The organism is Ruegeria sp. H9, from assembly GCF_056532915.1.
The window spans coordinates 430074-453618 of record NZ_JBQFNX010000002.1 but is presented as its reverse complement, the minus strand read 5'-3'; the positions used below and the strand labels follow the sequence as shown (position 1 = coordinate 453618).

Annotated in this window: 24 protein-coding genes and 1 pseudogene; 8 read left to right on the top strand and 17 right to left on the bottom strand. The window is 55.8% G+C overall.

The genetic code is table 11. The annotated features are described in order from the left end of the window. Position 1: 1 nt before the first annotated feature. A complete protein-coding gene (locus tag ACR0CZ_RS10815) occupies positions 2-1405 on the bottom strand; it encodes an aminotransferase-like domain-containing protein (RefSeq protein WP_480536948.1) in 1404 nt (467 codons plus the stop codon). A 99-nt stretch (positions 1406-1504) separates the two neighbouring features. On the opposite strand from ACR0CZ_RS10815, the gene ACR0CZ_RS10810 reads away from it, so the two are divergent. Then, on the top strand, positions 1505-1732 hold the full coding sequence (locus ACR0CZ_RS10810; protein ID WP_170393113.1) for a YjiS-like domain-containing protein: 228 nt from the start codon (positions 1505-1507) through the stop codon (positions 1730-1732). A 59-nt stretch (positions 1733-1791) separates the two neighbouring features. Here ACR0CZ_RS10810 and ACR0CZ_RS10805 read toward each other — a convergent pair whose 3' ends face one another. Then, a complete protein-coding gene (locus tag ACR0CZ_RS10805) occupies positions 1792-2235 on the bottom strand; it encodes a PaaI family thioesterase (protein ID WP_170393114.1) in 444 nt (147 codons plus the stop codon). A gap of 49 nt (positions 2236-2284) precedes the next feature. On the opposite strand from ACR0CZ_RS10805, the pseudogene ACR0CZ_RS10800 reads away from it, so the two are divergent. From ACR0CZ_RS10800 to gluQRS, 4 genes and pseudogenes are all read left to right on the top strand, one after another. Beyond that, positions 2285-3079: pseudogene (locus tag ACR0CZ_RS10800) on the top strand (enoyl-CoA hydratase); the annotation flags it as partial. Between the two features lie 251 nt (positions 3080-3330). Next, the gene (trmFO, locus tag ACR0CZ_RS10795) at positions 3331-4671 is read left to right on the top strand and encodes a methylenetetrahydrofolate--tRNA-(uracil(54)-C(5))-methyltransferase (FADH(2)-oxidizing) TrmFO (RefSeq protein WP_170393116.1); all 1341 of its coding nucleotides are present in this window, start codon (positions 3331-3333) and stop codon (positions 4669-4671) included. Positions 4672-4709: 38 nt separating this feature from the next. After that, entirely contained in the window at positions 4710-5324 is a 615-nt protein-coding gene (locus tag ACR0CZ_RS10790; RefSeq protein ID WP_170393117.1) for a class I SAM-dependent methyltransferase, read from the top strand. Then, the gene (gluQRS, locus tag ACR0CZ_RS10785; RefSeq protein ID WP_170393118.1) at positions 5321-6166 is read left to right on the top strand and encodes a tRNA glutamyl-Q(34) synthetase GluQRS; all 846 of its coding nucleotides are present in this window, start codon (positions 5321-5323) and stop codon (positions 6164-6166) included. The genes ACR0CZ_RS10790 and gluQRS overlap by 4 nt, the downstream gene beginning before the upstream one ends. A 23-nt stretch (positions 6167-6189) precedes the next feature. On the opposite strand, the gene hisI is transcribed toward gluQRS, so the two are convergent. After that, positions 6190-6579, bottom strand: a complete 390-nt coding sequence (gene hisI, locus ACR0CZ_RS10780; RefSeq protein WP_170393119.1) for a phosphoribosyl-AMP cyclohydrolase — start codon at positions 6577-6579, stop codon at positions 6190-6192. 48 nt (positions 6580-6627) lie between these two features. Between hisI and ACR0CZ_RS10775 the strand changes: the two genes are divergently transcribed. Then, the gene (locus ACR0CZ_RS10775) at positions 6628-7080 is read left to right on the top strand and encodes an iron-sulfur cluster assembly scaffold protein (protein WP_170393120.1); all 453 of its coding nucleotides are present in this window, start codon (positions 6628-6630) and stop codon (positions 7078-7080) included. A gap of 56 nt (positions 7081-7136) precedes the next feature. Next, the gene (locus tag ACR0CZ_RS10770; RefSeq protein ID WP_170393121.1) at positions 7137-7775 is read left to right on the top strand and encodes a MarC family protein; all 639 of its coding nucleotides are present in this window, start codon (positions 7137-7139) and stop codon (positions 7773-7775) included. Positions 7776-7960: 185 nt separating this feature from the next. On the opposite strand, the gene ACR0CZ_RS10765 is transcribed toward ACR0CZ_RS10770, so the two are convergent. The 5 genes from ACR0CZ_RS10765 to sciP form a co-directional block, all read right to left on the bottom strand. Further along, entirely contained in the window at positions 7961-8083 is a 123-nt protein-coding gene (locus ACR0CZ_RS10765; RefSeq protein WP_255612104.1) for a hypothetical protein, read from the bottom strand. Positions 8084-8193: 110 nt separating this feature from the next. Beyond that, the gene (gene recG / locus ACR0CZ_RS10760) at positions 8194-10284 is read right to left on the bottom strand and encodes an ATP-dependent DNA helicase RecG (RefSeq protein WP_170393122.1); all 2091 of its coding nucleotides are present in this window, start codon (positions 10282-10284) and stop codon (positions 8194-8196) included. Next, positions 10281-12533, bottom strand: coding sequence for an NAD-dependent DNA ligase LigA (ligA, locus tag ACR0CZ_RS10755; RefSeq protein WP_480536949.1), 2253 nt, complete (start codon positions 12531-12533; stop codon positions 10281-10283). The genes recG and ligA overlap by 4 nt, the downstream gene beginning before the upstream one ends. 125 nt (positions 12534-12658) lie before the next feature. Continuing rightward, positions 12659-13375, bottom strand: a complete 717-nt coding sequence (gene ctrA / locus ACR0CZ_RS10750; RefSeq protein WP_170393124.1) for a response regulator transcription factor CtrA — start codon at positions 13373-13375, stop codon at positions 12659-12661. Between the two features lie 84 nt (positions 13376-13459). After that, entirely contained in the window at positions 13460-13753 is a 294-nt protein-coding gene (gene sciP / locus ACR0CZ_RS10745) for a CtrA inhibitor SciP (protein WP_170393125.1), read from the bottom strand. A 130-nt stretch (positions 13754-13883) separates the two neighbouring features. Here sciP and mnmA point away from each other — a divergent pair, with 130 nt between their 5' ends. Then, positions 13884-15029 carry a tRNA 2-thiouridine(34) synthase MnmA gene (mnmA, locus tag ACR0CZ_RS10740; RefSeq protein ID WP_170393126.1) on the top strand — a complete coding sequence of 382 codons (1146 nt, stop codon included), beginning with the start codon at positions 13884-13886 and terminating at the stop codon, positions 15027-15029. On the opposite strand, the gene ACR0CZ_RS10735 is transcribed toward mnmA, so the two are convergent. The 9 genes from ACR0CZ_RS10735 to rseP all read right to left on the bottom strand — a co-directional run bounded on the left by ACR0CZ_RS10735 (position 15026) and on the right by rseP (position 23543). After that, the gene (locus tag ACR0CZ_RS10735; RefSeq protein ID WP_170393127.1) at positions 15026-15607 is read right to left on the bottom strand and encodes a cadmium resistance transporter; all 582 of its coding nucleotides are present in this window, start codon (positions 15605-15607) and stop codon (positions 15026-15028) included. The two genes, mnmA and ACR0CZ_RS10735, sit on opposite strands and share 4 nt — an antisense overlap. Beyond that, positions 15607-16764 carry a lipid-A-disaccharide synthase gene (lpxB, locus tag ACR0CZ_RS10730; protein ID WP_170393128.1) on the bottom strand — a complete coding sequence of 386 codons (1158 nt, stop codon included), beginning with the start codon at positions 16762-16764 and terminating at the stop codon, positions 15607-15609. Before lpxB ends, ACR0CZ_RS10735 begins: the two co-directional genes overlap by 1 nt. Then, positions 16764-17558, bottom strand: coding sequence for a UDP-2,3-diacylglucosamine diphosphatase LpxI domain-containing protein (locus ACR0CZ_RS10725; RefSeq protein WP_170393129.1), 795 nt, complete (start codon positions 17556-17558; stop codon positions 16764-16766). Before ACR0CZ_RS10725 ends, lpxB begins: the two co-directional genes overlap by 1 nt. Positions 17559-17562: 4 nt before the next feature. Beyond that, positions 17563-18348: an acyl-ACP--UDP-N-acetylglucosamine O-acyltransferase gene (gene lpxA, locus ACR0CZ_RS10720; RefSeq protein WP_170465375.1), complete on the bottom strand. Its 786-nt coding sequence runs from the start codon at positions 18346-18348 to the stop codon at positions 17563-17565. Then, entirely contained in the window at positions 18345-18818 is a 474-nt protein-coding gene (gene fabZ / locus ACR0CZ_RS10715; RefSeq protein WP_170393131.1) for a 3-hydroxyacyl-ACP dehydratase FabZ, read from the bottom strand. Before fabZ ends, lpxA begins: the two co-directional genes overlap by 4 nt. A 72-nt stretch (positions 18819-18890) precedes the next feature. After that, positions 18891-19475 (bottom strand): OmpH family outer membrane protein, encoded by a 585-nt coding sequence (locus ACR0CZ_RS10710; RefSeq protein WP_170393132.1) that lies wholly within the window; start codon positions 19473-19475, stop codon positions 18891-18893. Positions 19476-19481: 6 nt separating this feature from the next. Then, the gene (bamA, locus tag ACR0CZ_RS10705) at positions 19482-21842 is read right to left on the bottom strand and encodes an outer membrane protein assembly factor BamA (RefSeq protein ID WP_170393133.1); all 2361 of its coding nucleotides are present in this window, start codon (positions 21840-21842) and stop codon (positions 19482-19484) included. A gap of 128 nt (positions 21843-21970) precedes the next feature. Beyond that, on the bottom strand, positions 21971-22099 hold the full coding sequence (locus tag ACR0CZ_RS10700; RefSeq protein ID WP_255612105.1) for a hypothetical protein: 129 nt from the start codon (positions 22097-22099) through the stop codon (positions 21971-21973). Positions 22100-22190: 91 nt separating this feature from the next. Next, positions 22191-23543 (bottom strand): RIP metalloprotease RseP, encoded by a 1353-nt coding sequence (gene rseP / locus ACR0CZ_RS10695; protein WP_170465377.1) that lies wholly within the window; start codon positions 23541-23543, stop codon positions 22191-22193. Between the last annotated feature and the right edge of the window lie 2 nt (positions 23544-23545).

The following is a 23545-nucleotide window of genomic DNA, read 5'->3' as shown; positions in this document are numbered from 1 at the left end:
ACTAGACGCTTATTTGCTCGGGCGGGTTGTCCAGCAATGCGCGCAGACGCAGCATGGCGTCTTCGAACTTCTCAAGCGAGACATGCCCATTCACCGCTATACGAACGGCATTTGGCGCGCGACCATCCCGCAGCGCGAATTCATCGGCCGATCGCAGCTGAATACCTTCCCGCTCGGCCGCCCGGCTGAACGCAGCAGACCGCCAACCGGAAGGCAGATGAAGCCAGACGAAGGGAATCTCAGAATCCCAGTTTAGATCGAATCCACCCAGGACGTTTACCGCCACACGTACATATTCGCCCATCTTGGTACGGACGTTTTTTGCAAGTTGCCTCGCCTCTGGATGTCCCAACAGCAACCGCGTCAACTCAGCCAAAGGCTGGGCGAGCCCGAAATACCCGTATTCTGCAGAACGCCGCAGATCGACGCTCTGCTCTTTCGGTGCGATGGCGAAACCTACCCGTAATGCTGGTGTGAGAGTTTTCGAAATTGACGAAACATGCCAGCCCCGTTCGGGTGCCAAAGCACGATAGCTGGGCGCGCGGGCCTCGCCCATGCGATAGCAATCGTCTTCAATGATCTGTAATTCATGCTTTCGCGCAATCTCGACAACTTCTTTGCGCCGCTCCAACGGTGAATGCCCGCCCGTTGGGTTCTGCACTTCGGGTGAGACGCAGATCGCCTGCGCCTTCGTTTGCCTGAGGATGTGGTCCAGCGCATCGGGGCTTATGCCCCATTTGTCCATTTTTACCCCGACAACCTCGGCGCGCATCAACTCACCTGCCCGTCTGAACCCGGCATAAGACAAGTCCTCAACCAACACGATGGGTTTCGGATCTTTCAGAACGGTCTGGAACACGACGCAAATGCCACTTTGCCCACCGTGTGTCAGTACAATGTCATCTGCATTCAATGAGCCCAGAGGAAGATCTGACAACCAGTCGGCCACAACCTGGCGCACGGGTAGGTAGGCATCTCGGGTCGGATAGTTCATAAACATCCGCGGATCGCCTTTTGCAACCTTTTCAAGGCATTCGCGGATTAATGTCACCTGCCCCACATCTGGCAAGCGTGGACTGAACAGACTGACATTGGATTCATATTTGTCGTCCCTTAGATGTAACTGCCGCGACCAGACATCGTCCAGAATGGGCGATCTCGGCGGGGCTACAAATGTACCACGCCCGACCTCGGCTTGCAGCAAACCTTCATCGGTCAGGATCGTATAGGCGCGCGCGACAGTGCCTGGTGTAATCTTTAATCGATACGCCAGTTCCCGCACCGGAGGCAGTTTCTTTCCAACCTCCAGTGTTTTGTTTTCTATCGCTTTTCGGATCGTGTTAGCGACCAGAGTATATTTTGGACCTTTGGATTTCGGTAACGCCTCTGGCCAAATTGTATCCATTACAATTCATCCTTTGATTTCGACACAATGCTGAATGTATCAAGGCAGTGTACCGAGCATATTTACTTTGTGTCAATACAATTTGAAAGGATACCCAAGATGACACGCGCAATGCACAACCCCGCCCTCTTGCTGCTGAACGACAGCCCCCGGCTGCCGCTGATCGCCGCGCTGGCCGTGCGGTTTGCGGCGTCGGTCACACAATGGGAACAACGCCGCCGCAGCCGGGTAAACTTAGGTAAGCTGGATGACAGGCTGCTCCGCGATGTCGGGCTGACCCGCCATCGGGCAGATGCAGAAGTCAGCCGCTATTTCTGGATGAAATAGACTATCCCCAGTCCCATCTAAGGGACCTCTTCCTGGCCGGGGTTTATCCCCGGCCTTTTTTACCCAAAGGCAGCAGCGGCTGAGCCTTCTGGAGGAAGCGAATAGGTCATGCTGGCCCGCGCGACGGGTTTGTCAGAGCCTTCCGAGTAAATCAGCACATCCCCGACAGCCAGCGTTCTACCTAATTTCAACAACTTACACTCAGCAATCAGGTCCGCCCCGCCTTCCGGCTTGCGCAAGAAATCCAGAGAACTGTTGGTCGTGACAGCCAGAGATTGCCGACCTTTCCGTGCCAAAACCATTGCATATACACTGACATCGGCCAGCCCGAACATGGAAGGACCAGATACTGTGCCTCCGGGGCGCAGGTGACGGTCTTCGACCCTCAGGCGCATGGTGATGTTTGCTTCTCTCAGATCCTCGACGACAAAGTCGTTATGAACCTGTGGGAACACCTGCGCCAGGTATTCCGTCAATTCTTGTTTATTCAGTGCTAATGACATGCTTCCCCTCGTCGCTCTGCCCGCCTAGAGTTGGCCTGAACGCCAGCGGGAGGGCAAGATGGCAATTCTGGAACGTAACGATACAGGTGCGATCGCACGGCTTCGAATGAACGCGCCTGAGCGGTTGAACGCCCTCAGCGATGAAATGCTGGCGGCCCTGCAGGCAGAGTTCGATGCGCTGCGCGAAGACAAGTCGATTCGTGTTGTTGTTCTTTCCGGTGCGGGGAAAGCGTTTTGCGCGGGGCACGATCTGAAACAGATGACCCAAGGGCGGCAGGCACCCGATGGTGGGCTTTCCTATTTTCAGGATCTGTTCGACCGATGTGCCAAGATGATGATGTCCATTCAGTCCCTGCCCCAACCCGTGATCGCCCAAGCGCACGGGATCGCCACTGCCGCAGGGTGTCAGCTTGTAGCAACCTGTGACCTGGCAATCGCGGCCGAGGGCACACGGTTCGGCGTAAATGGTGTCAATATCGGCTTGTTCTGCTCCACTCCGATGGTGGCTCTCAGCCGGAATATACCGCGGAAACAGGCGTTTGAAATGCTCACGACCGGTGATTTTATCACCGCCGAACGCGCGGCTGAGCTGGGTCTGATCAATCGAGCGGTTCCCGAGAACTTGTTGGAAGATGAAACCAATGCGTTGGCCGAGAAGTTGGCAGGCAAGCTCAGCAGTGCCGTGAAAATCGGTAAAACCGCTTTTTATCAACAGATTACAATGCGGACTGATCAGGCATACGATTATACCGCCGAGGTAATGGCACAGAATATGATGGACCGGAATACTGAGGAAGGGATTAGTGCCTTTATCGAAAAGCGCCCGCCTGATTGGCACCAGTAACGCAATTATTTAATACATTTTTGCCGACTGTTCGCATTTTTTCACTTTTCAAAAGGGCGACACTGTGGCAAAGCTGGGTCAAGGCCAAGGCCTGACCATACTTTTGGGTCGCCGTGGGCGGAAGGTCCCTCCAAGCTGGTTTCTCTCACCGGCGTTGACATTCCCGCAGCGGCGACCCCAAGAATCCCTCTCAGAACTAAAGCGATTACTGCGCATTGCGCATGGCGCTGCTCTGCCCTATTTGGCAGCACATGACAGAGACATTGCATATCGTGGGCGGCGGCATGGCCGGGTCCGAGGCCGCCTGGCAGGCAGCGGAAATGGGCGTGGATGTTGTGATCCACGAAATGCGTCCTAATGTGGGCACGTTTGCACACCAGACCGGCAATCTGGCCGAGATGGTGTGTTCGAACTCATTCCGATCGGATGATGATGAACAGAACGCAGTCGGCTTGCTGCATTGGGAAATGCGCGCGGCAAACGGGTTGATCATGACGACCGCAGATAGCCATCGCCTGCCTGCGGGTGGCGCGCTTGCGGTTGACCGTGATCCTTTTGCCGAAGCCGTAACTGCCAAGCTGAAGGCCCATCCACGGGTCTCGGTCTCAGCGGAAGAAGTTACCAGTCTACCCCAAGACGGAAAGTGGATCTTTGCAACCGGGCCGTTGACCTCGCCCGCATTGGGGGAAGCCATTCGCGCAGAAACTGGTGCCGAGGCGCTGGCCTTTTTCGACGCGATCGCCCCCATCGTCTATGCAGACAGCATTGATATGAGCAAAGCCTGGATGCAGTCACGCTACGATAAGGGCGAGACTCAGGAAGAGCGCACCGCCTACCTCAACTGTCCGATGGATCGTGACCAGCACGAAGCCTTCATTGATGCGCTGCTGGCTGCAGATAAGACCGAATTCCACGAGGGAGAGACCGCTGGTTATTTCGACGGCTGTCTGCCGATCGAGGTTATGGCCGAGCGCGGTCGTGAAACTTTACGCCATGGCCCGATGAAACCTGTTGGCCTGACAAATCCGCATCAACCGGACGTAAAACCTTATGCCGTCGTCCAATTGCGGCGCGACAATGCCTTGGGCACGTTGTTCAATATCGTCGGTTTTCAAACCAAGATGAAATACGGAGCGCAGACCGAGGTATTTCGTATGATACCGGGTCTGGAAAATGCCAGCTTTGCGCGATTGGGTGGCATTCACCGCAATACTTTCATCAACTCTCCGACTTTGCTGGACGCGCAGATGCGGCTCAAGTCTAGGCCAAATATTCGTTTTGCGGGGCAAATCACGGGGGTGGAAGGCTATGTGGAAAGCGCAGCGATGGGCCTTTTGGCAGGCCGTTTGGCCGCTGCCGAAATACTAGGCCGATCCCTTCCCGACGTACCGCAAGACAGTGCGATGGGCGCATTGATCCACCACATCACGGGCGGCGCCGAAGCCAAGACCTTCCAGCCGATGAACGTGAATTTCGGTCTGTTTCGCCCGGTCGACGGCCTGAAGGGGGGGCGCCGAGGCCGTAAGGACCGCTACAAGGCCTATACCGATCGCGCAAAAGAAGTCTGGAGCGATTGGGTAAAGCAGTGTTGACTGGACGTCGCCCCCAGCCTGCGCCTAACATGTAAGGTATGAGCGATAAGCTTCTGAAAGACACATACAATCTGAATTCTGCCCAGGAAACGCACGATCACTACCAAAAATGGGCGGCCTCATACGATGATGAAGTCGGTGAGCACGGATATGTCACCCCGGACCGTGTTGCGGCAGCATTGAAATCCTTTGTCTCAGATGCTGATGTGCCGGTGCTGGACTACGGATGCGGTACCGGGTTGTCGGGTTTAGCACTTCGCAAGGCGGGTTTTCGTGTCATCGATGGGATGGATCCAACACCAAAGATGTTGGAAGGTGCCGCTGCCAAAGGGGTTTATCGCAACTTGATAAACTTCGAAGTTACTGATCCCAACCCCATTGAGGCCGAAGCTTACTCAGCCATAACATGCATTGGCGTCATCGGTGTTGGTGCCGCGCCGCCTGAAACCTTTGATCTACTTATGAACGCGCTGCCACGTGGCGGATATCTGGCGTTTTCCTTCAACGATCACACTTTGGCTGACCGCACTTACACCGGGCGGCTGAACGACTGGCTGGACATGGGTCACGCAAGGCTGTTATTCCGCGAATACGGTCCGCACCTACCGGGTATGGACATGAAATCTGACGTTTATGTTGTTGAAAAAACGTGACATTCACAACGCGTTTCGCACCATCTCCAACAGGTCCGCTGCATCTAGGGCATGCCTATTCCGCGCTTCTTGCGTTTGATCAGGCACGGGCTGCGGGTGGATCATTTCTTTTGCGGATCGAAGATATTGATCAATCGCGATCCAGGTCTCGTTGGGAAACCCAGATCTACGACGACCTGCACTGGCTTGGACTGCACTGGCCGCACCCGGTGATGCGCCAGTCGGACAGGCTGCCGCGATACAGAGAGGCATTGGAGATTCTCAAAAACACGGGCCTGGTCTACCCTTGCAGCTGCAATCGTGCCGATATCGAATCTGCGGCCGGTGCTCCGCAGGAAGGTGTACCCCAGTTCGGACCTGACGGGCGCATCTATCCAGGCACGTGCCGCGACCGCCCTTTGTCGGATGCTTCAGCTGGTGATGTTCTGCGCCTGAACATGCACAAGGCAATCAAGGCATCCGAACTTCGTGGATTTTGTGAAACTGGTGCGAAGTATTTGGGAACGCATGAGCTTGATGCGCACAACCTCATGAACGCGGTTGGCGATATCATTCTCGTTCGGCGCAATATGGGCAGTTCGTATCACCTGTCCGTCGTGGTTGATGATGCGGATCAGAACATCTCCCATGTGGTCCGGGGCGAGGATTTGTTCGATGCCACGCAGATACATGTCCTTTTACAAGGGCTGCTTGGGTTGCCGACACCTGTTTATCATCATCACCGTCTGATCCGGGACAACAACGGCAAACGCCTCGCGAAACGTGACGACGCACGCGCCATCTCGCTTTATCGCGAACAAGGAGCATCTCCTGCTGAAATCAGAGAGATGGTGGGCATTTGACCTGACCACCATCAGAGGCCCCACTATTCCATCGGCTTCATGAGCTCGACTTCGGTCCCATCGCGGACGGCCGTGTAGAAACAACTTCGCCGATTGGTGTGACAGGCTGGCCCCGTTTGGTTCACCACAATCAGCAGGCAATCCCTGTCGCAATCGACGCGAAAATCCACCAGGGCCTGAAAGTGGCCCGAGCTTTCGCCCTTGATCCAGAACGCCTGTCGTGACCGCGACCAATACGTAACCCGTCCGGTTTCCAACGTTTGCTCGATGGATTGGGCATTCATCCAGGCCATCATCAGAACCTCACCCGTCGCTTCGTCCTGTGCGATCGCGGGGATCAAACCCGCCTCGTTGAATTTCAGTGTCGACGGATCGAACAAGACTGCGTCAGCCATCGCAAAAACCTTTTGCATCCCAGAATCCCGCCATTATGTATGGGGAATGGACAACGAGGGAAAGCCATGAGCGGCGAAACCGATCTGATCAAGCTCTATTCCGGACGCATCTTGGCGCTAGCTGCGGATATTCCGCATCTGGATCGCTTGGATAATCCCGATGCGACGGTAAAGAAACGAGCCCCTTTGTGTGGATCGACCGTGACTGTTGACGTCAAGCTTGAAGATGGGCGGATCGTGGACTTTGGGCAAGACGTCAAGGCCTGTGCGTTGGGTCAGGCCTCGGCTTCGGTCGTAGGCAGCGCCGTGATCGGGGCGACGCGGTCGCAGGTCGAAACCGCACGTGATCAGCTTTCCGCAATGCTGAAGAAAGACGGCCCTGCCCCCGAGGCGCCCTTTGAGGGGCTCGAAGTTCTGATGCCCGCGCGGGACTACAAGAACCGCCACGCGTCAATCCTGCTGGCGCTTGACGCGACCGCCGAGGCGATGGAGCAGGCCGAACAAGCCAACTGCGCCTGATTGGCTTTTCCATACAAAGCCGTATAGGGTGCCCCCAATGATTGGGGGGGGCTAACGTGAACAATTTGCTGGAACATTTTGTGACGCTCTGGGTCGTGATCGACCCGATCGGCACCATCCCCGTCTTTATCGCTGTCACTGCTGGGATCGCGACGGGTGCGCGTCGTAAAACCGCTTTACTGGCCGCGTTGGTCAGCGCAGGCATTCTGCTGTTCTTTCTGATCTTCGGGCAACTTGTGATCGAGGCTTTGGATATCGGCCTAAACTCGTTTCAGGTTGCAGGCGGAATTATTCTGTTTCTCTTCGCTCTGACCATGATCTTTGGCGAAAGCAAACAGGTGATCGAGCAGCGCCAGGCCGAAGAAGACTTGGACGACAAAATGCACAAGACCAATCCGGCCATATTCCCTTTGGCCGTCCCTTCGCTTGCGTCACCGGGCGCGATGCTGGCGATAGTGGTTCTAACGGACAACAACCGATACAGCGTTGCCGATCAGAGCATCACTGCACTGGTTATGCTGGTCGTTATTGCCATAGCGTTTGTGCTGATGCTGCTGGCCGAGCCGATCATCCGGTTGATCGGGCATTCCGGCGCAGCGATCATCAGCCGCGTGATGGGGATGATCCTTGCATCTGTCGCCGTAAATTCAGTTCTATCCGCCACGATCGAAATCATCAAAACCGGACAGCTGTAAAAAGAACCGCCGCACCTTCCGGGCGGAAAGGGCGGCGGCAAGTCATGCGTTTCTCATGTAGGGTCCGGATCACCGCACGGGGCCGAGGCAGGCCCCTTCAAGGGAAATGGGACAGGCAGGTCACCCTTGACTATGACGGGGAGACAAGCGCGGTGTGATCGGCACGAGATCGCAGGCAGAAAGGCTTAGAACCCGGTTGGCAGGTGAAGGGCAACCACCAGCATCACAACCAGTGAAACCGCGCCCGCTGCATCCTGCAAAATCGTGGATTGTGAACGGGTAAAGGCAGTTTTGATCTGGCTCAGCATGGTCTCACCTCCGGTCAGGTTTAATCCTTTGTTGACCTTTTGTTCTCATATTTTAACGAGTCGGTAAAGAACTTTTTGAGAACATTTGTGAACTTAGTGGGATTTTCGGTCTAACCCACTGATATCAAACGGATCGCCTGATCCTGCTTCATAAGCCACAGAAGAACACGCGCAGCCTGCCCCCGATCCGAGGTCAATTTGGGGTCTGCGGACAGCAAAGCGCGCGCATCTGATTGCGCCACCGCCATCAGCCCAGCTTGCCTTTCAAGATCAGCTATCCGGAACTTTGGCAGGCCAGATTGTACGGTTCCGATCAAGTCACCCGCACCGCGCATCTGCAGATCGGTCTCGGCAATGCGGAAGCCGTCTTCAGTTTCTCGGAGTACCTCCAGCCGTTTGCGACCACCCTCGCTAAGCGGTGGCTGATAAATCAACAAACAGGTTGAGGCATCTTCACCACGTCCAACTCGGCCCCTAAGCTGATGCAACTGCGCCAGACCAAAAATCTCTGCCCGCTCAATCACCATGATCGTGGCGTTCGGCACGTTCACCCCAACCTCGATCACCGTAGTAGCGACAAGGACTTTGGTCTTACCACTCTGAAACGCCGCCATTGCCGCGTCTTTATCGGCGGGCGGCATTTGGCCGTGTACCAGACCCACCACATCGTCCCCCAAGATCGCGCGCAACCGTTTGAAACGCTCCTCAGCCGCAGTCAGGTCCGAGACCTCGGATTCATCGACTAATGGGCACACCCAATAGCATTGTTTGCCTGCATCAATCGCACCGCGCAGATGGGTCACAACTTCATCCATGCGTTGCGTGCTGACGACTGCGGTCTTGATCGGTTTACGACCCGGCGGCTTTTCATCCAGCACCGAAACGTCCATATCGCCGTACTGCGCAAGCGCCAAACTGCGCGGGATGGGCGTAGCGGTCATCACCAGCACATCAGCGCGTTGGCCCTTTTCGGACAGCTCCATGCGTTGGCGGACGCCAAAACGGTGCTGCTCATCAACGATGGCCAGCCTTAGGGCTTTGAATTCAACATCGTCCTGAAACACCGCGTGGGTACCGACCAATATCTGAATATCTCCCTGCTTCAGCGCAGCCAGCTTCGCTCGACGCTCAGCCCCCTTGTCGCGCCCGGTCAGGATTTCCAGCACAACTCCGGCTTCTTCTGCCAATGGTCGCAGCCCTTCAAGATGCTGCCGGGCAAGGATTTCGGTAGGGGCCATCATCACCCCCTGCCCGCCAGCTTCGACGGCTATAAGCAGCGAAACAAATGCTACCAGAGTCTTTCCTGCCCCCACATCGCCCTGAAGCAACCGGTTCATCCGCGTCTCAGCGGCCATATCTGCCGAGATTTCCTCGATCGCGCATGTCTGCGCTCCGGTTGGTCGATATGGAAGGCTTGCCAGCACCTTGGATTGCAAAGCACCGGTGCCGAGACTGACGATCCCCCGCGCTTTACGCTCACGCTGTCGTGCCAGGGCCAGCGTCAATTGATGTGCGAGCAGCTCATCGTAAGCCAGACGTTCCCGCGCAGGCGCAAAAGGTGCTACGTCGTCCGCCCCCTGCGGGTGATGCGCAGCGTGAATTGCTGTTGTCCAATCTGGCCAATTCTGTTGTGCCACCTGAGCGGGGTCGGCCCATTCGGCCAATGCAGGTACTCGCGCCAACGCACTTTGAGCAGCTTTATAGGCAGTTTTTTGCGTCACACCCTGCGTCAGATGATAAACCGGTTCAAACTCGGGCAATTCGCCTGCGTTTTCAGGCGCGACCATATGATCGGGGTGTACCATCTGAGCCATGCCATCGAACAGCTCAAGCTTTCCCGATACCACCCGGCGTGCGCCCTCCGGCAACAGCTTCTTCAGATAGTCCCCTCGGGCATGAAAAAACACCAGTTGGAAATCCGCCTGACTGTCTTCAACATGAATGCGATATGCGCCCCCTTTGTTCCGCGGTGCTCGATGCGCGCCGATCGTCACCTCAACAGTCAGAGTCGTCGGAAGGTCGGCGCCCTGAATCGTATCGCGTCGCCGCCGGTCAATCACCGCATAGGGTAGCGAAAACAATACATCGCGCGGTGAATCGATCCCTAATTGGCCCAGAAGCTGCGCGGTCTTCGGCCCCACACCATCTAGTGTTTCAAGACCCGCAAACAGCGGAAAGAGCTGTTCAGGCCTACCGCTCATAGATCGCCAATCAGTTGAAGCCAGCTATCTTCATCCAAGGTTTCGATGCCCAGATCAGCCGCTTTTTTCGCCTTGGACCCTGCGCCCGGACCCGCGACCAGCAAATCGGTTTTCTGGCTGACTGAGCCGGACACTTTGGCCCCTAACGCTTCGGCGCGGGCCTTGGCCTCGGCGCGTGTCATCTTTTCAAGCGTTCCTGTAAACACGACGGTTTTTCCTGCGACTGGACTGTCTGACGCAGGAGCCTCTGGTGGAACAACCGTCAGATGTTTACGCAGATCATCAAATGCTTGGCGTTCCTCCGAATTGGCAAACGCATCAGATAGTGACAACCCGAGCGTGGCGCCGATTCCGTCGATACCAATCAGATCAGCCCAGGCGCTGGCGGCATCTGTCGAAACATCCATTCGCGCGAAAGCCGCGTCCCGAACTTCTTTAACTTTCGCACGCCTCGCTTCTGCAGTAGCCGCGATCCTCTCGGCGTCTTCCGCTTCATCGGCTGCACGCTGCGCAAGCGCGGCAGGCCGGGCCGTATCAATGGAGGCCGCCATTACATCCCATTCCCGATAAAACAACGCCAAATCTCGTGCACCAACTTCGCCCACATGACGAATCCCCAGAGCGAACAACAGACGGGCAAACGGTATGGTTCGCTTGTCATCGATCGCTGCAAACAGGTTGCTTGCCGATGTCTCGCCCCAGCCGTCGCGGTTCTTCAACCGGGCCAGGTTTTCAGTGTCGCGATTTTTCAATGTAAATATATCAGCGGGTGTGTTTATTGGCAGAAGAGGATCGCCATAAAACATCTCGATTTGTTTTGCGCCAAGCCCTTCGATATCGAACGCCTTGCGCGATACGAAATGTTTGAGTTTTTCAACCGCCTGCGCGGGACATATCAGCCCCCCTGTGCAGCGGCGGACCGCATCCCCCTCTTCCCGGATCGCGTCGCTGTCACATTCCGGGCATTTCGTCGGGAAAGCAAAGGGCCGCGCATCATCGGGTCGTTTCGACAGATCAACATCCGAGATTTTCGGGATCACATCCCCGGCCCGATAGACCTGAATCCAATCTCCAACGCGAATATCCTTGCCCTCACGAATGACTCCGCCTTTGGCGTCCCGCCCTGCAATATAATCTTCATTGTGTAGGGTCGCGTTCGAGACAACTACCCCGCCAACGGTTACCGGATGCAGCCGCGCTACCGGGCTAAGCGCGCCTGTACGACCCACCTGAATGTCGATGGCTTCAAGCCGCGTCCAAGCCAGTTCGGCAGGAAACTTGTGCGCAATTGCCCAGCGGGGCGTGGTAGATCGGAAACCCAGCCGGGCCTGCAGACTCAGATCATCGACCTTGTATACGACCCCATCAATGTCATAGCCCAAGGTCGCGCGCTGAGCTTCAATCTGACGGTAATGTTCCAACATCTCATTGGTCGTTGAGCAACGCCTTGTCAGCGCATTGACCTTGAACCCCAAGGTTTTGAGGCGATCAATTGCGCCCAACTGAGTCTCAGCCAGCGGTGCAGACAATTCACCCCAGGCGTAGGCAAAGAATTTCAGCGGGCGAGATCGTGTTATTTCGGAATCCAGTTGACGGAGCGAACCAGCCGCAGCATTGCGCGGATTTGCAAAGGTCTTTCCACCTGTTTCGACCTGACGTGCGTTCAAAGCCTCGAAATCATGGTGAGACATGTATACCTCGCCGCGAACCTCAAGAACGTCTGGTGCACCCTCAATTCGGTGTGGAATATCGGAAAGCGTACGCGCATTTGCGGTAACGTTTTCACCGGTCTCACCATCACCACGTGTTGCAGCCTGCATCAGTTCACCCTGCTCATACCGCAGGGATAATGACAGGCCGTCGATTTTGGGCTCAGCTGTATAGGCGAGCGGTGCCTCATCTCCCAGTCCCAGATATTTGCGGATCGAGCGGTCAAAATCGGCAACATCCGTGTCATCAAACGCATTACCTAGTGACATCATACGCACGGCGTGAGTCACTTTTGCAAACCCATCTGAAACGCGTGCGCCCACTTGTTCAGTAGGGCTGTCGGAGCGTTTCAGTTCGGGGAATCGCGCCTCGATCTCGGCATTGCGACGCTTGAGAGCATCATAGTCGGCATCCGAAATTTCTGGAGCATCTTCAGTGTGATAAAGCTGGTTTGCCCGCAGCAGTTCGTTGGCGAGCCGGGCCAATTCTTCCCGTGCTTCATCTTCTGTCAGATCTGCGATTGCTGTGGTATCGCTCATGGCCCCGCCCTGTCACATCGTCTTGAAAACCAGTGATAGGACGAGGCCATGGTCAGGTCCAGTGTTGTGCTGAAACGCGAGTGGAATTACCGCCCCAGACCAACGACGGCAGCTATCAGATCAGGTCAAGCGCCCACGGCCATGCGGGTTTCACCCATGTTGTTGGCTTGCGGATCACGCAGGACATATCCACGGCCCCAGACCGTCTCGATATAATTCTCACCACCGGTCGCATTGCTGAGTTTCTTGCGTAACTTGCAGATGAAGACGTCGATAATCTTGAGCTCGGGCTCATCCATGCCGCCGTAGAGATGGTTCAGGAACATTTCTTTGGTCAGTGTTGTCCCTTTCCGCAGGCTCAGAAGTTCCAGCATCTGATATTCCTTGCCTGTCAGGTGTACGGTTTTTCCGTTCACCTCTACGGTTTTGGCATCTAGATTTACGGCGACCTGCCCGGTGTGAATCACGGATTGAGAATGCCCCTTAGAGCGGCGGATAATCGCATGAATGCGCGCCACCAGCTCTTCGCGATGGAAAGGTTTGGTCAGATAATCGTCTGCTCCAAATCCAAATCCCTTGATCTTGCTTTCGGTGTCATCAGCGCCCGACAGAATCAGGATCGGTGTCTCTACCCGTGCTATGCGCAGTTGGCGCAACACTTCATGGCCGTTCATATCCGGCAGATTCAAGTCCAACAGGATGAGGTCGTAATCATATAGCTTGGCCAGATCGATGCCTTCTTCGCCAAGGTCCGTCGCATACACGTTGAGATTGGCGTGTGTCAGCATCAGTTCGATGCTTTTGGACGTGGTTGGATCATCCTCGACAAGAAGTATGCGCATGTTCACTGCTCCAATTTAGGTCAAATTCTTCAACTGATTTGAGCCTGAATAAAAATGGTTAATCTGACGTTACCGTTGAATCATTTATTCACTTTCACCTTTAAGTTGTCGATATTTTTTTAAGGCCGTCACCTTCAATGCATCGATCCCGTGCTCAGCAACTGCTGAGACCCACGAGTTGAACTCTTCATCGCTGATGCCATAGCGCTTTTTGGCTTCGGACAACGAAATCAACCCATAAAGTACACCACGCACGACGATCACCTTGCGCGACGCCACCCAGCGCCGCGTGTCCGCAGGAGGTAAATCGGCGCGTGTCAGCACGCTCCCGTCCGGCAGGGTGACCGACCTTGGACCTTCCACTTTGTGCAAATACATCTCTCATACCTTCTACTGCTGCGACAAAGCTGCACCCAGCCTACTTAAAAGGGCGTGAAACCGCCCCTTGAGAGTGTGTAGAATTTTCTTATATTCTGCCGGTCTTTCTTAACCCGGACAGGAACCGCCTATGGCCCTCGATACCGAGACCCCGCTGAACTCGCTTGGCTTTGCCAAACCACCCTCGGAAACGCGGGTTGTCGTGGCCATGTCCGGCGGTGTGGACAGCTCTGTTGTGGCGGCCCATCTCGCTGATCAAGGCTATGATGTCGTAGGTGTTACTCTGCAGCTTTACGATCACGGTGCGGCGTTGGCCAAGAAAGGCGCGTGCTGTGCGGGGATCGACATCCACGATGCGCGTCGCGTGGCGGAAGAACGCGGGTTCCCTCACTACGTCTTGGACTATGAAAATATCTTCAAGGACGCTGTAATCGACGAATTCGCCGACAGCTATCTTGCCGGCGCGACTCCGGTGCCCTGCATCCGTTGCAATGAACGGGTGAAGTTCAAGGACTTGCTTGAGACCGCCAAGGACCTTGAGGCCGACTGCATGGCCACCGGCCACTATATTCAGCGCAAGATGGGCCCCAAAGGCGCCGAGCTTCATAGCGCTGAGGATGCAAATCGCGATCAGTCCTATTTCCTATTTTCGACCACACCGGAACAGTTGGATTTCCTGCGTTTCCCGCTAGGCCACCTGCCCTCCAAAGACGCCACGCGCGAGATGGCGGCACAATATGGGCTGGCCGTTGCGGACAAGCCGGATAGTCAGGACATCTGTTTTGTGCCCAACGGAAACTATGCCAGCGTGATCGAAAAACTGCGCCCCGGAGCCGCAGAACCCGGTGAGATCGTACACGCCGATGGCCGCGTTCTGGCGCAGCATAACGGGGTGATTCACTATACGATCGGTCAGCGTCGTGGGCTCGGTATCGGTGGTCTCAGCGAACCTTTGTATGTGGTCAAGCTGGATGTGGACAAGAAACAGGTTGTTGTCGGCCCCAAAGAGATGTTGGCCACAAGAACCGTTCCCGTGCGCGAGATCAATTGGCTGGGTGACGAACCGTTCACGTCAAAGAACGAATGGCATGTTTCGGTCAAAGTCCGCTCGACCCGCCCGCCGCGTGAGGCGATTATTCGCCCCCTTTCGGACACAACAGCCGAGGTTGAATTGCTGACGCCCGAGGAAGGTATCTCTCCGGGTCAGGCTTGTGTGTTCTACGAAACCGATGGCAGCCGTATCTTTGGCGGCGGCTGGATCTGGCGCGGTTACTAAATCGCGTCAGTCCACGAGTTGCTGAGGATATAGATCCCGGCACAAATCATTACGTAAGGCACCAGTTTCTCAAGCCGACGTGCGAAACCGCCAGTCATGATTGGGGATTGTGCACCCCAAAGCCCCAGCATGGTCAGCGTCAGCGCTGCTGCCACCGCGCCGGTGACACCCGCAATCCTATAGCTGGGGGCTGAGTCGGCCAATAGCGGCGCAAGCACAGCGAACGTGTCCATCGACAGACTTATGAACAGCAGCATGGTGACGAATGTCGAAGCACCCGTGGATATTTGAGGGGCCTCCTCGGTCTCCGATCCGCGGAACTGACGGATAACTCCGATCAGCCCGAGGCCAAGTGGTATCACGCCCAGATATCCAGCCCAATGTGGCACCACATCATCGACACCCAAGGCCAACAATAAGGCGGCAGCGATGATTAACATCTGCGCCAGCAGGAACCCCGCAACGGTCCGGCGCGGACCAGACACCATCATCAACGCTACAAGAGCTGCAAGGTTGTCGAGATTGGTCAAAACCTGCGCCATGAAGGCAGAAGCAGCAAAGATCACATGATCCAGCATCACGATTTCATTCTGTCCAAAACGGACCTTGCCGCACGCAAACCCGGTGCTTCGCCACCGCGACCAAGACGCTCCATCGTCGTCGCCATGGCTTGATGTTGGGCGTCGGGGGTGGCGGCCACCTGTTCCAACGCCGAAGCGATCTTGTCCGGTTGGCATTCATCCAGCAGACATTCGGGTACTGCGTGTGTCTCCGAGACCAGATTGACCAGTGTGACGGTGTCCAGCTTAACCATTCGTTTTGCGATCAGCGTGGTCAGCCAGTTGAGGTTATAGGCGATCACCATCGGTGTTGCCTGCGCGGCCAGTTCCAATGAGACCGTGCCGGATGCAGCCAATGCAAGATCAGCTGCGGCAAACGCTGCCCGTTTCTGCGCTTGCGCGTCGTCCGAGGGCAATTCCCGCGGATCGACAACTATCGGATTCCCCGGCCAGTTCCGAACCTGTTCGACGACCGCATCAACCATATGTGCAACTGCGGGCACGACCACGCGCATACCGGGACGGTCTTTCAGAAATTCCTGCAAAGCAGCGCCAAAGATCGGAGCCAGCCGCTCGACCTCACCCCGTCGAGAGCCGGGCAAAGCCAGCACGATGGGCGCGTCGCCCAGATCGTGAGCCGCGCGGAATCGCTGGATATCCTGATCGGACGCAATGGGTTCGTTCACAACCGGATGGCCGACAAAGTCACACTCCATCCCTGCCCGCTCCATATAAGGCGGTTCAAAGGGTAACAGCGCAAGGACGTGATCGATTACTTTCGCCATCTTGTCTGCGCGCCCCGGTCTCCAGGCCCAGACGCTGGGGGCAACGTAGTGGACAGTGCGAATCTCGCTGGAGGCCTTTACCAGCTTAGCCACACGCAACGAGAAATCCGGGCTGTCGACAGTGATCAGTACATCAGGCTTCGTATCTAGAACTGCCTGAGCAGTCTCAGCGATACGGCGTTTCAGGTGAAAGAACTTGGGCAGAACCTCGACCAACCCCATAATGCTGAGTTCAGACATGGGAAATCGGCTGGTCAGCCCCTGCGCCTGCATTAGCGGCCCGCCAACCCCATCAAAGTGCACCTCTGGCAAAAGGGTACGCAGACCTTCCATCAACGCGGCTCCTAAACGGTCGCCCGAAGGTTCACCGGCGACCAGAAAAACGCGCATCAGACCGTGCGCTCGCGGACATAAAGAAACAGACCAAGGCGATTGCATTCTTCAATCACGCGATCGCGTTGCAAAACGATGACGCCGCCCTTTTCAATGACAATGCCAGACAAGCCCGCAGCGACGGCTGCTGACACGGTGTCGGGTCCGATGGCAGGCATATCTGCGCGCCGGTCCTGATCCGGCTTTGGACCTTTGTACAGAATGCCACCGCCCGCGTCGGGGCGCTGTGTCAAGGATTGCAGCATCCATGCGGTGCCATAGATGCCCTCGATCGCCAACGCTTGGGATTTCAGTACTACGCAAGCCTGACCGATATCCGCCGCCCCCATGTTGCGCAGGATTCCTGCCGCTCGATCTGCGTCGGCGTGATCAGCTTCAGAAGGCTGGGCTTCGGTCAATGAGCCAAGCGGCGGCAGCAAATCCGGCGCGATCTCATGCGCCGCACGGACCGTCAAACCGGCATCCTCAAATATACCAATGACCGCGCGCAATGCGCCGTCGTCACCGGCCATGATGGCCTTTTGCAGGATCGGCACCAGCGGCATCGTTGCCGCATCAATGCGAGCTGGATTGACAGTCGGACGACGCACTGCCCCTGCCATGCAAATCTCGGTCACGCCGCGGGCTTTGAGATCGGCGATGAAGCTACCCAGTTGCTCCAATGGAAAAACCAAGTCGGTGGTCAGTGTATCGGGCTCAAACCCTTCCAGAGCGCAGATTAGCGGGCGGTTTGGCAGACAAGTGACCACCTCGTCTGGTAAAGCGCCAGTTCCTGCGATCAATGCCAGCATTGGCCTACTTCCTCGGGGTCAGGAACGAACGGTCTGTTTGCCCCGTCACAAATTCGACGATCTGGCGCACATATTCGTTGTCAGCATCCTCACCCAGCCGGGTGGCGCGATCCATGAAGGTGCCGTCTCCTTCTGACAGTTCCTTGAAGGCCGCGCGCAATGCCGAGATATCCGCACGCGTTACACCACGCCGTTTCAAACCGACCAGATTCAAGCCATCCAGCTCGCCCCGAGGCGCCTGAACAAGCCCATATGGGATCACATCATTCGGGACCATCGTAAGCGCGCCAATGATGGCACCGCGACCTACGCGCACGAACTGATGTAAGCCCGAAATTCCGCCAACGATGACGTCATCCTCGATAATACAGTGACCAGCCGCGCCAGCGTGATTCACCAGAATGACCCGGTTGCCGATTTGTACATCATGCGCCACGTGGACACCGGCCATCAGTAAGCAGTCATCGCCAATCCGGGTGATACCACCGCCGCCATCCGTGCCGGTGTTGATAGTGACGTGTTCGCGGATACGGTTGCGCTCACCGATTTCAAGGCGCGTGTTCTCACCACCGAATTTCTTGTCTTGCGGAATTTCCCCGACAACAGCAAAGCTGAAAATCACTGTGTCATCACCAATTGACGTATCGCCGGTGACCACGACATGGGATTTCAATTCGACCCGATCGCCCAGACGGACCTGCGGACCGATATGGCAGAATGGACCAATCGTACAACCCTGCCCGATCTGCGCACCGTCTTCGATAATGGCGCTGGGATGAATACCGCTCATGTTGTTTTTTCCATGTCCCAGTCGACATAGGCCGAAAATTCAGCTTCGGCAGCAACCTCGCCCTCGACTGTCGCGCGGCCGCTGAACTTGAAGATCTTGCCACCTTTCTTACCGCGTACAGTTTCGACATGCATTTCGAGAACATCGCCAGGTACGACTTTGCGGCGGAATTTGCATTTGTCGATATTCATGAAATAGATCAGCAATTCGCTGTCGATTACATCCATGCCGACACCCAGCATAACCCCTGCAGTCTGCGCCATCGCCTCGACAATGGTCACGCCAGGCATGATCGGAGTTCCGGGGAAATGGCCCTGAAAGTGCGGCTCGTTCATGGTGACATTCTTGATGCCCACCGCTGATTGATAGCCATCGATATCCACAACCTTGTCGACCAGCAAAAACGGATAGCGATGCGGCAATATACGCTGAATCAGCTGAATGTCGGCGCTCTTGGTTTCCGTGGTCATGGTGCGGATGTCCTGTTCTGGATGTCTCTTTTAAGCGTGGTTAGCAATACCCGTACCCAAGGGCAAGCCAGCCTATTCGTTGTTATTGTTTTCAAGTGTAGCGCCGTCGCCGATTGCGGCATCGATCCTGGCGATCGCAGCGTTGGTAATATCTGAGGCGTCCGTGCTTAGAACCACATTGGACCGCTCGATCACAATCGAGGCGCCAAATTCGCGCAGCAGTTCGATCAGCACCGGTTGCGCCATTTCAAAAAACTGACCGCGCGCCTCTTCGCCGCGCCGCGCTAATGCGTCCAGTTTGGCGCGCTGGCCGTCACGGTGTGATTGAACTTTCTCGTCAAAAGCTTCGGCAAGCGGGCGAAACTCGTCCGCCGAAAGATCTGACCTCTTTTCGGTCAGATCTTTTTCTTCCTTGCTCAACTGCGCCACAATCCTTTCGTTTTCTTCGGCCAAAAGGGTGCTTTCGGCTTCAATCTCGCGAAAGACCCGCTGCCCAAAGGCGGAATCTGCAAACAAACGCTCACTGGAGATTGTCAGAACGTCTGTTTGCGGCACGCCCAATTGCTGCGCACCCAGCGGCATTGCTACAGCTACAAGTACCAAAACGCACAGGGCCCTTAGCGGGCCCTGCAGGATGTTCTTAACTTCGGTGATCATTCGCGATCAGAACCTGGCTTGAACGGTCAGGTCAAAGCTTTGCTCTTTATCGAAGTCCTCTTTCTTGAGGGCCTGCGAGAAGTTGAAGCGAAGCGGACCAAACGGTGTTTCCCACAGCACGGATACCCCTACAACATGCCGGATCGAACCGCTTTCACCAACAATATCAGCGCCAGCGGTGTTGACGTTGTTGAGATTGTAGAGGTTGCCAACATCATAGAAGACGCCGCCACGCAGCCCCAGTTCTTCGGGCAGCCCCAGCGGGAAGTCCGATTCGAAACGAGCAACCCAGTAGTAGTTGCCGCCGATGGCATCGTCCTGCCCGTTCGAAAGGTCACGCGGCCCGATACCAGCAGGCTCAAACCCGCGGAATGTGCTAGGACCTAGAACAAACCGGTCGAGCGTGCGGCTGAAATCGTCCCCGGTCCAGTTCAGTGCACCCAATTCAAGCGTCGCGCGCAATACGACTTCTTCGTTGAGGACGCGTTTCTGCGCGATCGCCCGCGCCGTGGTTTTGAAGAATTCATTGTCCCCGCCAAGACCAGCAGCATCCACGCCGACTTCGAACAGGACGCCCGCTGTGGGGTTCAGGCCACCAATACGGCTATCGTATACGTAGGACACACCCAGAGAACTGCTGGTTCGTTTCCCCTGATCGATCTCTGATGAGATGACAGCGCCGTTCCGCTCATTGCTCTGCTGGGTCATTTCGCTGCGATCCCAACCATAGCGAAGACGCAACGCCGACAATTCACCGATCGCGTAGCTCAGCTGTGGGCGGAAGAACACTGTTTTTGTGTCGTAGCTGGCAAAGCTCGAATTGGTGCTGGCCAGGCCAAGCCCAAGATCAAAGCGTAGCTTACGGCCCAGCAGATAAGGCTCGGTAAAGTTGATAACGTACTGTTCAGAATCCTGAGCTGTCGACAACGTGATACCCAGGTTTTGCCCGCGGCCGAGGAAGTTCGATTCATTCAATCCGATTGCGATCCCGAAACCGTCCGAGACCGAGTAGCTACCACCCAGGCTCAACGAACCGGTTGGTTGTTCTTCGACATCCACGTCCACGATAACCTGGCTTGGCGACGATCCCTCGCGGGTTTCCACATCAGCGACCGAGAAGAAACCCAAGGCGCGAATACGTTCGGCGCTCTGGCGGATTTCGCGGGGATTGAAGGGGTCGCCTTCAACGGTATCGAATTGGCGGCGGATCACACGGTCCAGGGTGGTTGTGTTGCCCTCGATATCGATGCGTTCCACAAAGATACGCGGGCCACGGGTCAGCACGAACTGGACATCCAATGTCAGATCGCGGGGATTACGCGTTACCCGGGGCTCGACCCGCAGAAAATCAACGCCGTTTTTCAGCCCCAGACGCTCCATCCGCGCGATCGAGTTCTCAAGCACCGTCGGAGAGTAAATTACACCTGGTTTGACTTTCAGAGCCGCCTGATAAGGCGCCGGGTCCACACCCGGGATCTCACTGACGGTCGTAATCTGACCGAACGAGAACCGCTGTCCTTCTGTGACGTTCATAACCAGAAAGAATGCATCCCGTTCGCGGGTGAATTCGACATTGGCACTATTGACGCGAAAATCGATATAACCGCGTGACAGGTAGAAATCACGGATCACCTGTTTGTCGAATTCGATTCTGTCGGCAATGAAGGTGTCGCCGCGAAGGAAGGTCCGCAGAATGTTCGCCTGCTTTGTTTCAAGCACGCGGCGCAGTCGACGGTCCGAAAACGCGCGGTTTCCTACAAAACTGACTCGCTCGACCTCGATTGTCGTTCCCTCGGCGACTTCGAACACCAGATCGACACGGTTATCGCTGCGACGAATGATGCGCGGGATAACCGTCGCGGATACGCGGCCCTGCGCCGAATATACTTCGGCAATCAGGTCAGCGTCCGCTTCGGCCTGTTGAGGCGTGAATACGCGGCGGGTTTGGGACGATATCGCTTCGAGCAGGAGATCATCTTTTACGCGGCGATTGCCCTCGATGCTAATCTGGTTGATGGTCGGGTATTCCTCGACCGCGATGACCAACGTACTGCCACGCGGTGTAAGTTCGACTGTTTCAAAAACACCACTGTCAAGCAAACGCTGGAAGGCATCATTCAATTGTCCTGCCGTAACAGTCTGCCCCGGTTCGATTCCGGTGCGGGCGATAATCGTCGAAGTCTCGATCCGTCGATTGCCCTCAACCTCGAAGCTGTTGATGGTGTAGGATTGCGCCTGCGCGGGCTGCGTCAGAACCAGTAAACCCGGTGTAGCAAAAAGGAAAAAGAACGTTAGTGCCTGCCACAAAATGTTGCTTTTCCGCCCCCGCGAGCCGCAGTATGTGCCCGTGCGCCTGCTGTCAGTCATTTTTATCACTACCCAGAATTTTCAGCCTTTAGCTGCTGAGTAGCCCGATTGTGAGGCCATGTCAAAAGACGAAAAAGCAAAAACGGCCCATCAGGCCGTTGCATGTAAGTCAGACATGTTCTGGAGAATCACAAACCGAGCAGATAACCACCAACAGCTAGGGCCAGTGCGGTCACGGCAAAGCTAAGCAGCATATCCCAGTTCAACTGGAACAGGACACTGACACTCTGATAGGATTTTTGAAACGCCTTGGTCATTGAACTCAAGCCTACACTTATCGATGCACCCCAATAAGATAGGCTTGAATTGCGGCAATTTTGCGTCGGAACGGTGCCAAGATCGCCTTAATCAGCAGAACAGATCATTACTGACCGAGAAAAGCATCAATGACAGGATCAGTGTGACACCGACCCCCATCAGTACCCTCAGCGCTTTATCACTGGGTGGTCTGCCAGACACAGCTTCATAAGCGTAGAATAGCAAATGCCCCCCATCCAAGGCTGGGATCGGGAACAGGTTCAGCAACCCGACCGCCGTTGACAATACGGCGATGAAGAAGATGAAGTTCTGTGCCCCCTGGCTGGCCATAGCACCCGAGGTTTCGGCAATACCGATCGGCCCGGAAATGTTGCAGGTGCTGATCGCTCCGGTGATCATGTGCCACATTCCCGACAGTGAGCCTTCGATGATGCGCCCGGTTTGGACCACGCCACCTTCGATCGAATCCCAAATGCCCGCTGGAACGGTTTCGGGATCGATCATCATGCCGCCTACGATACCGATGCGCCAATGGGTGATGAAACCACCATCGGACGTCGGCTCGTCGGTGCGTCGGGGCGCAAGTGCAAATTCTAAATCCGCCCCGTCGCGCCATACATCCAGCAGCAATACGCGCCCGTTCGATCCTTCGACATGTTCCTTAAGCTGCTCGAACGCAAAGATCGGTTCACCGTCTACCGCCGTGATTACGTCGCCTTGCTGCAACTGTATGTCCATCGCTGCACTGCGCGGCGTAACCTGTTGGATTAGCGGTGGAAAGAGCCAAGGTGCCACGACATCAGTGGTCTCTCCATCTCGGATAACCGTATAGTCCAGCTCTGGTTCTACAGGCAGCGAATTGATGAAATCGGACCAGTTGCTTGCGTCATCGAAATCCGGTGTTGGAATGCCTGCGATGGCGATAATCTCATCGCCCTCCTGCAGACCCTGAATTGTACCAGGCAACGGCTGCAGTGCGCCAACAGTCAAAGGTTCACGGGAAACACCCTGCGACCAGAAAATCAGGCCAAACACCAATATCGACATCACGAAATTAAAGACCGGCCCTGCCGCAACAGTAGCCGCACGCGCCCAAAGCGGGGCACCGTGCATGGTGCGGCGCAGCTCTTCCGGGCTTTGTGCAGAGATCTCACTCATCGCGTCTACGTCTTTGCCGGACGCGGCATTGGCATCTCCCAGGAATTTGACATAACCGCCAAATGGCAGCAGCGCGACCTGCCAGCGAGTGCCGCGCTTGTCTACACGGCTCCATAGAACCGGGCCAAAACCGATCGAGAACACTTCGGCATGAATGCCAGACCACCGACCAACGATGTAGTGGCCGTATTCGTGCACCGCGACAATCACTGAAAGCGCAATAACAAAGGCTATTATCGTGTAGAGCAGATTGCCAAATTGCGGGATCAAAGAGAGTATGTCCAAAA